Source organism: Ruminiclostridium cellobioparum DSM 1351 = ATCC 15832, assembly GCF_000621505.1.
In the GTDB taxonomy this organism is placed as follows: domain Bacteria; phylum Bacillota; class Clostridia; order Acetivibrionales; family DSM-1351; genus Ruminiclostridium; species Ruminiclostridium cellobioparum.
The window spans coordinates 17,300-30,554 of sequence record NZ_JHYD01000015.1 but is presented as its reverse complement, the minus strand read 5'-3'; the positions used below and the strand labels follow the sequence as shown (position 1 = coordinate 30,554).

The following is a 13,255-nucleotide window of genomic DNA, read 5'->3' as shown; positions in this document are numbered from 1 at the left end:
AGGTTAAAATGGATGGAATATTATATGGTGTAGGTGTCGGGCCTGGCGATCCCAGAATGCTGACGTTACAGGCTGTAGAAATACTTCAGTCTGCCGACGTGATTGCGGTGCCAGACACAAATGGTGAAAAGACTGCCCTTAAAATAGTCAGGGATTATATAAAAAATAAGGAACTTCTGTTTTGTCCCATGCCTATGAGCAGGGACCGGAAAGTGTTAGACAAGGCACACGGGACAAGCTGTGACAGGCTGGAGAGGGAATTGTCCAAAGGCAGGAACGTGGCATTTATAACCCTGGGCGATCCTACAATTTACTCAACGTACATGTATATTAACAGAATTATGTCTGAGAGGGGTTATAGAACAAGGATAATACCCGGAATCACCTCTTTCTGTGCTTCAGCCGGAGCGCTCAATATATCCTTATGTGACAGGGATGAAGCTTTACTGATCATACCTGCCTCCTACGGGATCACAGATGAGCTCCTGGCATTGAAGGGTACAAAGGTTTTTATGAAAAGCGGCAGGAGTATGGCTTCAATTAAAAACAGGCTAAAGGAAATGAAGCTGTATGACAGGGCTCTGATGGTGGAATGCTGCAGTATGGAAGATGAGAAAATATACAGGAGTCTTGATGATGCGGCTGATGATTCAAGCTACTTTTCTACTATTATTATAACGAGGCGATAGATGTCCAGGATGTCCTACAGGACATCTTGCCTCGTTGAAACGCGCCTAATGTAAGAAAATTTTTCTACAGCCGAAAAATTTTCTATTAAATCTATGCGTTATAAAGGATAAATGATTATGGTGACATTTGTAGGGGCGGGACCAGGAGCGGCAGACCTGATTACCGTCAGAGGAAAAAACCTGCTTGAAACAGCAGATATTGTTATTTATGCGGGTTCCCTGGTCAATCCCGGACTGCTTAAATATACAAGGGACGGCTGCAGTATCTTCAACAGCGCCGAAATGACTCTGGAACAGGTTATAGAAGTAATGGAAACAGGAGAAAGGCAAAATAAAAATATTGTAAGGCTGCATACAGGTGATCCGAGTATTTACGGGGCTATCCGCGAACAAATGGATTTACTGTCCGAAAAGGGAATAGAGTATTCTGTGGTTCCCGGTGTCAGCTCCTTCTGTGGTGCAGCAGCGGCGCTTAAGGCTGAATACACCCTGCCGGAGGTCAGTCAGACCGTAATATTGACAAGAATGGAGGGTCGGACACCGGTGCCTGAAAAGGAGGAAATATCAAGGCTGGCTGCACACCAGGCATCAATGGTTATTTTCCTGAGCTCCTCCATGCTTGAAAGGCTCAGTGACAAGCTCCTTGCGGGAGGGTACAGTCCTGACACACCTGCCGCCATAGTATACAAGGCCAGCTGGGCTGATGAAAAAATCGTGCGGACCAGCATTGACAGGTTGAGTACTGCGGCAAAGGAAAATAATATTGCAAAAACTGCTCTGATCCTGGTGGGGCATTTTCTTGGAGACGAGTATGAAAGATCAAAACTCTATGACCCTGCGTTTACACATGAATTCAGAAAGGGTTCAAAATAGTATGAAAATACAACTGACCTCCTTTACAAAAGAAGGCGGCGTATTGTGCAGAAGGCTGCGGCGGGAGCTGGTTAATCTGGGATACGAAGCAGAAGGCTGCTGTAAATATGCCACTGAGGATTTGATGCTCCTGACCGAGGATATAAGGACGCATACAAAAAAAGCCTTTGAAGATTGCAATGCCGTCATATTCATAGGCGCAGCCGGGATAGCGGTTCGGGCCATAGCGCCGTTTATCCGCTCAAAGGACAGTGATCCGGCGGTTCTGGTCATAGACGAAAAGGGCAGATATGTGATACCTGTTCTATCGGGACATGTGGGAGGAGCCAACAGCCTTGCAGTCCGCATTGCCGGCATTCTTTCGGCTCAGCCAGTTATAACCACGGCCACCGATATCAACCGGAAATTTGCTGTGGACACCTGGGCGGAAGAACAAGGCTGCTTTATAGCAAATATTGAAAATATCAAGTATATCTCGGCAGCCATATTAAGGGGTGAAACCGTCGGGCTGCATTCGGATTTTCCGGTAGACGGCAGTCTGCCGGAGTATATAGACACAAGTGATAATGCCCATGCAGGTATTTGTATTTCAAGGGAGTACAAGCAATATTTTCCCCACACGCTGCACCTTATACCCAAACAATATGTACTTGGCATCGGGTGCAGGAAGAATACCGCATACGAAAACCTTCTGGAGGTCGTAAACTCAGTCCTGCGCAGTCACGGCATATCAGCCTGTGAGGTCGGTGCTGTTGCCTCCATTGATATAAAAGCCGGAGAAAGGGCCTTGATAATGCTTGCAAAGCATTTGAAAATACCTTTTTATACATATCCGGCCCAGGAGCTTTCAGCGGTGCAGGGTTCTTTTTCACAATCCGATTTTGTGAGAGAGACTACGGGAGTTGACAATGTATGTGAAAGAGCAGCCGTGAATGTGGGAAACGGAAGACTGGCGGCCGGCAAATACAGCAGAAGCGGAATAACTGTCGCAATAGCACAAAAGGAATGGAGATGCAGCTTTGAGGATAATACTGGCATATTTGGATCATAAATCGGCAGATATAAATGTCCGTGAGAAATTCAGCTTTACCACGGGAAGGATAAGAGAAATACTGAAGGATATTGTACGGGACCGGAACGTTTCGGGTGCAGTTCTGCTATCAACCTGTAACAGGACCGAACTGTATATATCTTCTCAGAATGCTTCCGGAATGGATCTTGTGCAGCTTTTATGCAAATATTCAGGTGCCGGAGAAAGAATTGATTCAAATATATTTAATATTAAATATGATAATGATGCAATCTTGCATTTGATGGAGGTGGCCTGCGGACTGGAATCGATGGTGCTGTGTGAAGACCAGATCATAACCCAGGTTGGAGATGCAGTACAGACCGCCCGGGAGGAAAAATCCACCGATTCGGTGCTTGAGACTATTTTCAGACTTGCGGTCACAGCGGCTAAAAAGGCAAAGACCACGGTCCGGGTAAAGGCTGTTCCGGGATCTGCGGCTGAAAGTGCCGTTAACTTTATTGCAACAAAATGCAAACTGGATGAAAAGAAGGTACTTGTTATAGGCAATGGCGAAACGGGGAGGTTGTGCTGCAGGGAACTGCTTGAAAGAGGAGCGGAAGTCACAGTGACTCTTCGGAAATACAAGTATGGTGACACAATTGTGCCTTTTGGCTGCAAGACCATAGCCTATGATGAAAGAGCCGGGTTTATGCCAAATTCGGATATTGTCATAAGTGCCACCCTGAGTCCCCATTACACAATAACCTGTGACATGGTAAGGAGGCTTGAGAGAAAACCTGCATTTTTTGTGGATCTGGCACTGCCAAGGGATATTGACCCGGATATTAAAGGGATAACGGGGATTGAGAGCTTCAATCTGGATGACTTTTGTTCTGATTATGAGAAGGCTAATTTGAAGGAAATAGGAGAAATAAGGCAGATCATCCAGGAGCACCTGCTCAGGTATCTGAAATGGAAGAGCTATACACAGAAGCCAATACAGGAAATTGTGTCTAGAAATGAAATGTATTAATCCACACAGCAAATCATGCAGGAGGTCAACTTGAAAATATATGTTATAGGGACGGGGCCGGGAGAAGCGTCACAGCTGACGGGAAAAGCCCTGAAAGCATTAAATGACAGTGATTTAATCGTTGGGTATCAGGTATATATTGATTTGATAAAACATCTGGTTCCGGATAAGGAAACTTTTTCAACACCGATGAAAGGTGAGGTTGAACGCTGCAAATACGCCGTAGAGACAGCTTCCACCGGGAAAAAGGTTGCAGTCATATCAAGCGGAGATGCCGGAATTTATGGAATGGCAGGGCTCATATATGAGGTGCTTGAAGCATATGGAAACCTTGAAATACAGGTGGAGGTAATTCCGGGAATAACAGCTGCTTCATCTGCGGCAGCCGTGTTGGGAGCACCCCTGACTAATGATTTTGCAGTTATATCTCTCAGCGATTTGCTGACCCGGTGGGAGGATATAGAAATCAGGTTACGGCTTGCAGCCCGGGCCGGTTTTGCAATATGTATATACAATCCTTCAAGCAGAAAGCGAGGATATTATCTCAGAAAGGCATGTGAAATAATAATGTCAGAGATAAGCAGCAGCACTCCTTGCGGATATGTAAAAAATATAGGGCGTGAGGGACAGGAGAGTAAAATCCTTACACTTGAAGAACTGGCAGCAGAGCAGGTGGATATGTTTACGACGGTGATTATAGGAAACAGTAATACAAGGATATTGAATAACAAACTTGTTACCTTCAGGGGCTATAAAATATAGGAATACCTTAATTGAAAAAATAATTTTACTCGTTGTGCCAGTAAAAATTGTTACCGATTATACCGGTACTTCCATACTAACTTCAAGCAATGAATTGCACACAAAGCGCTTACTTGAAATAGTACGGTTCACAACAAGTATTTTTTGCCTGCCCACGCTGACGTGGGGATTCGCAGCGACTCGACCATCCGGGTCTCGCGTGCTGCTTAAATTGACGTCCTGTCAATTTACCGGCCAAAATACTTGTTTTTCACCTACAAATTTCAGCAAGCACTTTTACAGTGCTAATTCATAGCTTGAAGTTGTACTCGCGTACCCGTATAATCAGCATAATCTATCCAACTGTAAAGTTGAGCATCAATTTAAATAGCACTACGAGTTAAAATAAACAGCACGACGCGTTAATTTAGAGCAAGTTATTACAATATACGTGAAATGAAGGGATGAAATTGAGGGTACTGGTTTTTGCAGGAACTACCGAGGGAAGGGAAATTACTGAATTTCTTGCCCGTAATAAGATAGCTGTCACTGCCTGTGTTGCCACGGAATATGGCCGGATGGTGATGCCCTTTAACGAAGGGGTTGAGATCAGGACAGGCAGACTGTCGCAGGAGCAGATGGAAGAAATGTTAAAGGACTATTCCTTTGTGGTTGATGCAACCCATCCATATGCGGAGGCAGTTACAAAAAATATTAAGGCTGCATGCTTGAATTCCGGTATGGAATACATCCGGTTACTCAGACCCTCTGTAAATACCGGTAATGTCGTTACTGTGGAGGATACAAAGGCAGCAGCGGAATTTTTGAGTACTGTTGAGGGAAATGTCCTTCTTACAACGGGCAGCAAGGAATTGGATGCTTTTACGGCTGTGGGAGATTTTCAAAAAAGATTGTATGCCAGAGTTCTTCCGACTCCTGAAGTGGTTGATAAATGTGTCAAACTGGGCTATAAGGGAAAAAACCTTATCTGCATGCAGGGACCTTTTTCACATGATTTGAATCTGGCAATGCTAAAACAAATAGATGCAAGGTTTATGGTTACCAAGGATACCGGAACCGCCGGGGGCTATGAGGAGAAAATATCGGCAGCCCGGTCTGCCGGTGTAACAGTTGTTCTCATAGAAAGGCCCTCAGGGCCACAGGGTTTGACCCTTGAACAGTTAAAACCATACCTGGCCCAAAAAACAGGTATAAAGCTGTATGAATAAACACGTATTGCAATAAAACAAAATTCATTACGATTTATGGCCGCTATTTCGGCTCAAAGCCATAAATGGCAGGTGCAATAAAAATAAATTTAACCCCATAAAAAAGTATTGAAAATACTTTTTGTGTGCCCAATGAGACAATTTATTTGGCACATTGGGGACATGGAGGTTAAAATGAAAGCAATATTGATACTGGCTCATGGAAGCCGGGAAAAAACAACACAGGAAACCCTTGAGCGGGTTACTGAAATGACAAAAGCCCAGCTGCCGGAAGTTATGATTGAAACAGCGTACATGGAGTTCTGTGAGGTAAACCTGGAAAACGGACTGGATACGCTGATCGAAAAGGGTGCCGATGAGATAGTGGTAATACCCTATTTTCTTTTTGAAGGTATCCATATAAGGGAGGATGTACCGGGAGAAATACATGAATATCAGACAAAACATCCAGAAGTGAAAATTTCCCTGGGCAGTACCCTGGGATCTGATCCCAGGCTGGCCGGAATTCTTGCCGACCGTATCAGAGAGGTGCTATGAAAAAGAAGCTATATATAATAGGTTCCGGGCCCGGAGCCCGGGAACTGTTGACAGAAAGGGCCCTGCAGGTATTAAGAAGCTGTGACAAGATATACAGCACTACACATAGACATAAAACAATTTTGTCGGGTGTAGCGGAAAATATCCTGGAGTGCAGAATTCAGGATATCCCCTCGGTCCTGGAAGCCTCGGACGGCGTAAACATAGGACTGCTGGTTTCCGGGGATACAGGTTTCTTCAGTGTTGCAGGAAGCTTGCAGCAAAGGCTGGAAGGTATGGCAGACATGGAAATTGTCTGCGGTATCAGCAGTTTGCAGTACTTTTGTGCCAAAGCGGGGATAAGCTATGAGGCCATTAAGACAGTAAGTCTTCACGGAAGGCAGGGTTCCATAGCCGGGGCAATATCCTACAACCGTAAGGTATTCGTTCTTACAGGAGGGGACAATAAAGCCCATCTGATATGTAAAAGCCTGATGGAAGCAGGTATGTCCCACATCAAAGCAGTTGTTGGAGAGAACCTGTCAATGGAAAATGAACGTATTGTCAGGGGAACGGTAAAAGAACTGGCCGGGAACACCTTTGAGGACCTTTCTGTATTGCTGCTGGAAAATCCGGATTTTATCAATTGCCATACTCCGCTGTATGACAGGGATTTTGTCAGAGGAGAAATACCCATGACCAAGGAGGAAATACGCGCCGTAACGCTGTCAAAGCTGGCTGTTGAACCGGATGACGTAGTTTACGACATTGGAGCCGGTACGGGTTCAGTGGCAATTGAGATGGCCAGAAAAGCGTATAACGGCAATGTTTTTGCCATAGAAAAAAATGATGCCGCACTGGGGCTTATAAACAGGAACCGTGAAAAACTGGGTGCATTCAATGTAACGGTAGTTCCAGGGACTGCCCCGGATGTATTTGCCGGAATTCCATGCCCAAACAAGGCTTTTATAGGCGGAAGCAGCGGTAATATGGATAAAATTGTCCGGGAATTGCGGGTTAAAAATCCCAAGGTGGACATAGCTGCAAATACAATTAGCCTGGAAAGCCTTAATGATGCGGTTAGCACCTTTGAAAAGCATGGTCTTGCTACAGAAATTGTGTGCATTAATTCAGCTGTAGCCAAAAAAGCAGGAAATTACCACATGATGATCGCCAACAATCCCGTATACGTTATTTCGGGGAAAAGCAGGCAGTAATGGGGGGAAACATGGAAACAGGCAAATTTAATGCTATACTTTTTGCAGGAACAGGGAGTGGCTGCGGAAAGACCACCGTTACCTGCAGTATTTTGAAAGCACTGATTAACAGAGGCATAAAGACGGCAGCCTTTAAGTGCGGGCCGGATTATATCGATCCCATGTTCCACTCTGAAATAATAGGTACCGGTTCAGGCAATCTTGATACTTTCCTGTGCGGGGAAAACAATGTAAAGTGTCTTTATGCAAAAAATGCAAAGGGGGCCCGGATATCGGTTATTGAAGGGGTAATGGGTTTTTATGACGGTCTGGGCAGGGACGGCAGCCATTCAACATACACTGTGGCAAGGCTCACCGGCGCTCCGGTCATTCTTGTGGTCAACCCGAAGGGGATGTCACTGTCCATTGCGGCTGTTATCAACGGTTTTAGGGATTTTATGCCTGAAAATCACATAAAAGGAGTAGTAATAAACTCTGTAACTCCTGCCCTATATGAGATGTATAAACCAATGATTGAGGAGAAAACCGGAATCAGGGTTTACGGATTTTTACCGGCATTGCCGGAAGCCGTTATTGAGAGCAGACATCTTGGTCTTGTAACTTCGGGTGAAATAGAGGATATAAAGCTAAAGCTGGAGCTTCTGGCTGAGAATGCCGGGAAGTATATTGATATTGACGGACTGCTGCAGCTGTCGCAGACAGCGCGGTCCATCCAATATGACCCTGTGGAGGTATACCGGAGCTACAGCTGCAATATAGCAGTGGCCAGGGACAGAGCTTTTTGCTTTTACTACAGGGACAGCCTTGAGCTGCTGGAGCAACTGGGAGCAAAACTAACCTTGTTTTCACCGCTAAAGGATGAAGCCATTCCGGAAAATGTCCATGGACTGATCCTTGGGGGCGGGTATCCGGAATTGTATACACAAGAGCTGAGTGAGAACAAGAGCATGCTCTCAAGCATAAAATCGGCAATAGAAGAGAAAATGCCCGTTTACGCCGAATGCGGAGGGTTTATGTATCTGCAGCATTCCATCACTGATGCCGGTAAGGACAGCTATCCAATGGTCGGGGCTTTGAAGGGCAAGAGCTTCATGCAGGACAGGCTGTCAAGATTCGGATATGTCACGCTCAAAGCAAAGGCTGACAATCTGCTTTGCAGGAAGGGTGAGAGCATCAATGCCCATGAATTCCATTACAGTGACAGTGACAATAACGGCTGTACATTTGAGGCTCTCAAGCCTGACGGCAAGAGAAAATGGGAATGCATTTTTGCAGATGAAACCGTAGCCGCGGGATATCCCCATATGCATTTTTACGGGAATATCAGGTTTGCCGAAAATTTTGTGCAAAAATGCAGTAAATATGGAAAATCAAGAGCTGAAAATATTTAAGCTCTTAAAGATAGATTTAAAAATGCCAGAAATAGTAAAGTAAAGTGAAGTAAAAGGATAAGGATAAAGTTATGGCGAAGTCACTAATGATTCAAGGCACAATGTCAAATGCGGGGAAAAGCCTGCTGGTGGCAGGATTGTGCCGTATATTCGTACAGGATGGCTGCAGGGTGGCGCCCTTCAAGTCTCAGAACATGGCACTGAACTCATTTATCACTGCCGACGGATATGAAATGGGCCGGGCCCAGGTGGTCCAGGCAGAGGCGGCAAAAAAGGCTCCCGATATAAGGATGAATCCTATTTTACTTAAACCCACCAGTGACAGGGGTTCACAGGTAATAGTAAACGGCAGCCCCATAGGAAACATGGCTGCCGCCGAGTATTTTAAATATAAACAACAGCTGATACCCGGCATAATGGAGGCCTATGAAAGTCTTTCACGGGAAAATGACATAATTGTGATAGAAGGAGCAGGCAGTCCTGCGGAAATTAATCTGAAGCAGGCCGATATTGTGAATATGGGTATGGCTCAGATGGCGAAGGCCCCTGTATTGATTGCAGGTGACATAGACAGGGGCGGCGTATTTGCCTCTTTGTTCGGTACGGTTATGCTGCTGGATGAATCGGAAAGAAAGTATGTAAAGGGGACCATAATAAATAAATTCAGAGGTGATCCGGAAATCCTCAGACCCGGCCTGGATATGCTGGAGGATCTCATACATATACCTGTAATAGGTATTGTGCCTTATCTTTCGGTTGATATAGATGATGAGGACAGCCTCACTGAGAGATTCAAAAACCGTCAATCTCCCGGACTTATTGATATTGCAGTTATCAGGCTGCCCCGGATTTCCAATTTTACAGATTTTAATGCTCTGGAACATATAGAATGTGCATCTGTGAGATATGCAGCAAGTGCCGGTGAACTTGGCAGCCCCGATCTGATAATTATCCCAGGCAGTAAGAACACCATAGCCGATTTAAAATGGATGAGGGAGAACGGGCTGGAGGCAAGTATCCTGAAGCATGCTGCCAAAAATAAGCCGGTGATCGGCATCTGCGGGGGTTATCAAATGCTGTGTGACACCATTTCCGACCCGTACGGTGTTGAACAGGGAGGCGAAATCCGCGGCATGGGTCTGCTGAAAGCAAAGACTGTATTTGAACATCAGAAAACCAGATCAAGAGTTACAGGAACTTTTGCAGATGTCAAGGGGATATTTAAAGGCTTGACAGGGAAGACCTTCCAGGGTTATGAAATACATATGGGGCAGACCTGTTTGACGGAGGGAGCGGGGAGCAGGGGCGGAAAAAGCGGTGAACCCCATATCATACCGTATCTCTCCCGACTTGTTGAAACTGACGGAGTGATGAAGCCTGACGGAATGTATGGCGGTAATGTATACGGAACGTATGTACATGGAATCTTTGACAGTGAGGATGTACTTTTTGAAATAGCAGATGCGCTGATGAGGAAAAAAGGGCTGAAATACATTAAAAATACATCCTTCAATCTAAATGAATATAAGGAAAGACAGTACGATTTGCTTGCCGATGCCTTGCGCCAGGCATTGGATATGAAATATATATACAGGATTATCAAGGAAGGAATATAGAAAGGCAACAGGTAACCGGATGAATATAATGAAACCCATGGAAATTGAAAAGAAAAGCTTTGAAATAATAAGCCGGGAACTTGCCGGCAGGACCTTTGACAGGCAGCAGGAGCCGGTAATAAAGAGGGTTATTCATACAACTGCTGATTTTGAGTATGCGGATAGTTTATGCTTTTCCGAGGATGTGATGGATAAGGCCCTTGCAGCTATCAAGAAAGGGCTTTGTATTGTTACAGATACGCAGATGGCTATGGCAGGAATAAATAAAGAGGCGTTAAAGAGATGCGGGTGTGAGGTAAGGTGCTTCATGTCCGACCGGGATGTGGCAGAAGAGGCGGCAGACCAGGGTATAACGAGAGCCGCAGTCTCAATGAAAAAAGCCGCTGAAATTAAGAAGCCTCTAATATTTGCTGTCGGTAATGCGCCCACTGCTTTAATGGAACTTGAAAGGCTGATAAGGGCGGAACGGGTACTTCCGACGCTTATAATCGGTGCTCCTGTGGGTTTTGTCAATGTAGTCGAATCAAAGGAGTTAATCATGAAGCTGAATGTTCCGTATATTGTTGCCAGGGGAAGAAAGGGCGGCAGCAATGTAGCGGCTGCAATAGTCAATGCACTGCTGTATCTGGTATCGCCCAGAGAAAACTGATAAACTGTATTTTACAGGGGTAATACCCTGAATTAAAGTATTTTGAATAAATATTATATAGAGGTCCTGGCAAATGAATTTACTGATCGCCGTCATCATCGGTTTCATATTGGATTTGATATTGGGAGACCCGCAGTGGCTGCCCCATCCGGTAAGGTTTATGGGGTGGATGATTTCAAAAGGGGAGAGCTTTTTAAGGAAGCTGCTGCCGGGCACACCGAAGGGTGAATTTCTTGGCGGTATGGTATTGACAATACTGGTAACCTCCGTTTCTTTAGCTGTTCCGTTTACCGTTCTATATTTTGCAGCAAGGCTAAGCCCTGTACTGGAGGTTGTAATTTCATCAATATTCTGCTACCAGATACTGGCCACGAAATGCCTGAAGACTGAGAGCATGAGAGTATATTATCAGCTTAAAAACGGGGACCTGCCTAACGCAAGAAAATACCTTTCCTGGATAGTGGGCCGGGACACTGAAAACCTGACGGAGGACGGAATTACAAAAGCTGCTGTTGAAACAGTTGCAGAAAACACTTCCGATGGGGTTGTGGCCCCGTTGATATTTCTGGTAATTGGCGGAGCCCCTCTGGGATTTTTTTATAAGGCCGTTAACACACTGGATTCAATGATCGGGTACAAGAATGAAAAATACCTTTATTTTGGGAGGTTTGCGGCAATGCTTGACGATGTGATGAATTTCATACCGGCCATATTTTCGGCATATGCAATGATCCTGGCAAGTTTCCTGAACAGGCTGGATTTCGTAAATGCCTTTAGAATTTATAAAAGGGACAGAAGAAACCATTCCAGTCCCAACAGTGCCAGAACTGAAGCTGTGTGTGCAGGAGCACTTAGGGTTCAGCTTGCCGGAGATGCATATTATTTCGGAAAGCTTGTAAAGAAGCCCACCATTGGAGATAATATAAGGAATATTGAAATAGATGACATACCAAGGGCCAACAGGCTTATGTACACTACTGCGGTCATATCTGCAGTTGTTCTCAGCCTGCTGAGGCTGATTATTCTTATTGTTTGAAAACTAATAAGTGTTATCCGGAGGCTGTACGAAAGCTTAAACCAAGAACAATACCTGGCTTGAACGGAAAACTGTGGAGGTAAAATGAGCAGGCAGATTCACGGCGGTGATATATACAGTTATGAATATATAGCTGGCAATACAAGGTTAATAGACTTTTCGGCGAATATCAATCCCCTGGGACTGCCGGAGGGCGTTAAAAACGCTGTAATCGAAAACCTGGATGATTTCAGCAATTATCCCGATCCCATGTGCAGGGAGTTGGTAAAAGCAATAGCCCTGCATGAAAATGTACCTGAGAGTTATATACTTTGCGGGAATGGTGCCGCCGATATAATATACAGGATTGCCGAGACTATAAGGCCGGGAACTACTCTGGTTACGGCACCGACCTTTTCTGAGTATGAGGAAGCTGTGAGGACGGTGGGCAGCAATATCAAATATTATTATCTTCATAGGGACAACGGCTTTAATGCTGGCGGAGATATTCTTGATGAAGTCAGCCCGGGTATTGATCTTATGTTCCTGTGCAATCCCAACAATCCCACAGGTAGTTTGACGGATAAAAAAATTGTCTTGGCATTGGCTCAAAAGTGCAAGGAAAATAAAACCATACTGGCAGTGGATGAATGCTTTATTGATTTTCTTGAAAATGCAGGTGGATTCAGCATAGTCGATTGTCTCCATGCTTATGATAATGTGATAGTATTAAAAGCCTTTACCAAGACATACGCAATGGCAGGAATACGCCTGGGCTATGCCATGTGCTCCGACAAAGACATAATCCAACGGCTTGGAAGGGCCGGACAGCCCTGGAGTGTATCGTCTGTGGCACAGCTATGCGGAATTGCTGCATTGAAGGAAACGGATTACATAAATAGGACTAAGAAGTTGATAAAAGAAAACAGGGAAAAACTTACACTTGAATTGAGAGCCCTTGGTTTTGAAGTTTTTGCTTCCTGCACAAATTTTATATTGTTCAGAACAGAAAATAAAGCTTTAAGCAGGGAACTTTTGAAATATGGAATACTGATCCGCTCCTGTGACAATTTTGTGGGTCTGGATAATTCCTTTTTCAGAATCGCGGTAAAGTCAAAAGAGGATAATGAATACCTTGTGGAAAGTCTGAAAAAGCTGACTCCTAAAGGGTAAATGACTGATCGTGTCGCAAGACCAACACAATTTAAATACTTGCGCTTCGCCTGCAATTTCAGGCATCTACTTATAATAGAGCTTCTCATTTTTTGATGCTG

Annotated in this window: 13 protein-coding genes; all 13 read left to right on the top strand. The window is 44.8% G+C overall.

Features of this window, described 5'->3' with window-relative positions:
- Nucleotides 1-8: 8 nt before the first annotated feature.
- The 13 genes from cobI to cobD all read left to right on the top strand — a co-directional run bounded on the left by cobI (nucleotide 9) and on the right by cobD (nucleotide 13,154).
- The gene (cobI, locus tag T344_RS0107990) at nucleotides 9-689 is read left to right on the top strand and encodes a precorrin-2 C(20)-methyltransferase (protein ID WP_027628269.1); all 681 of its coding nucleotides are present in this window, start codon (nucleotides 9-11) and stop codon (nucleotides 687-689) included.
- Between the two features lie 117 nt (nucleotides 690-806).
- Complete coding sequence (gene cobM, locus T344_RS0107985; RefSeq protein WP_027628268.1) at nucleotides 807-1,562, top strand: precorrin-4 C(11)-methyltransferase; 756 nt, start codon at nucleotides 807-809, stop codon at nucleotides 1,560-1,562.
- Complete coding sequence (locus T344_RS0107980) at nucleotides 1,501-2,613, top strand: cobalt-precorrin 5A hydrolase (RefSeq protein ID WP_242842041.1); 1,113 nt, start codon at nucleotides 1,501-1,503, stop codon at nucleotides 2,611-2,613. Before cobM ends, T344_RS0107980 begins: the two co-directional genes overlap by 62 nt.
- On the top strand, nucleotides 2,582-3,607 hold the full coding sequence (gene hemA / locus T344_RS0107975) for a glutamyl-tRNA reductase (RefSeq protein WP_027628266.1): 1,026 nt from the start codon (nucleotides 2,582-2,584) through the stop codon (nucleotides 3,605-3,607). Before T344_RS0107980 ends, hemA begins: the two co-directional genes overlap by 32 nt.
- A gap of 30 nt (nucleotides 3,608-3,637) precedes the next feature.
- Nucleotides 3,638-4,369, top strand: a complete 732-nt coding sequence (gene cobJ / locus T344_RS0107970; RefSeq protein ID WP_027628265.1) for a precorrin-3B C(17)-methyltransferase — start codon at nucleotides 3,638-3,640, stop codon at nucleotides 4,367-4,369.
- Nucleotides 4,370-4,818: 449 nt separating this feature from the next.
- Entirely contained in the window at nucleotides 4,819-5,577 is a 759-nt protein-coding gene (gene cobK / locus T344_RS27815) for a precorrin-6A reductase (protein WP_051571664.1), read from the top strand.
- Between the two features lie 174 nt (nucleotides 5,578-5,751).
- Complete coding sequence (locus T344_RS0107960) at nucleotides 5,752-6,114, top strand: sirohydrochlorin chelatase (protein WP_004624440.1); 363 nt, start codon at nucleotides 5,752-5,754, stop codon at nucleotides 6,112-6,114.
- A complete protein-coding gene (locus tag T344_RS0107955) occupies nucleotides 6,111-7,310 on the top strand; it encodes a bifunctional cobalt-precorrin-7 (C(5))-methyltransferase/cobalt-precorrin-6B (C(15))-methyltransferase (protein WP_027628264.1) in 1,200 nt (399 codons plus the stop codon). Before T344_RS0107960 ends, T344_RS0107955 begins: the two co-directional genes overlap by 4 nt.
- An 11-nt stretch (nucleotides 7,311-7,321) precedes the next feature.
- Nucleotides 7,322-8,701, top strand: a complete 1,380-nt coding sequence (locus tag T344_RS0107950; RefSeq protein WP_034860847.1) for a cobyrinic acid a,c-diamide synthase CobB — start codon at nucleotides 7,322-7,324, stop codon at nucleotides 8,699-8,701.
- A 71-nt stretch (nucleotides 8,702-8,772) separates the two neighbouring features.
- The gene (locus tag T344_RS0107945) at nucleotides 8,773-10,317 is read left to right on the top strand and encodes a cobyric acid synthase (protein WP_027628262.1); all 1,545 of its coding nucleotides are present in this window, start codon (nucleotides 8,773-8,775) and stop codon (nucleotides 10,315-10,317) included.
- A 19-nt stretch (nucleotides 10,318-10,336) separates the two neighbouring features.
- On the top strand, nucleotides 10,337-10,966 hold the full coding sequence (locus T344_RS0107940; protein ID WP_027628261.1) for a precorrin-8X methylmutase: 630 nt from the start codon (nucleotides 10,337-10,339) through the stop codon (nucleotides 10,964-10,966).
- A gap of 73 nt (nucleotides 10,967-11,039) precedes the next feature.
- Nucleotides 11,040-12,002 (top strand): adenosylcobinamide-phosphate synthase CbiB, encoded by a 963-nt coding sequence (gene cbiB, locus T344_RS0107935; protein ID WP_027628260.1) that lies wholly within the window; start codon nucleotides 11,040-11,042, stop codon nucleotides 12,000-12,002.
- An 84-nt stretch (nucleotides 12,003-12,086) separates the two neighbouring features.
- Nucleotides 12,087-13,154 (top strand): threonine-phosphate decarboxylase CobD, encoded by a 1,068-nt coding sequence (gene cobD, locus T344_RS0107930; protein ID WP_027628259.1) that lies wholly within the window; start codon nucleotides 12,087-12,089, stop codon nucleotides 13,152-13,154.
- Nucleotides 13,155-13,255: the final 101 nt, after the last annotated feature.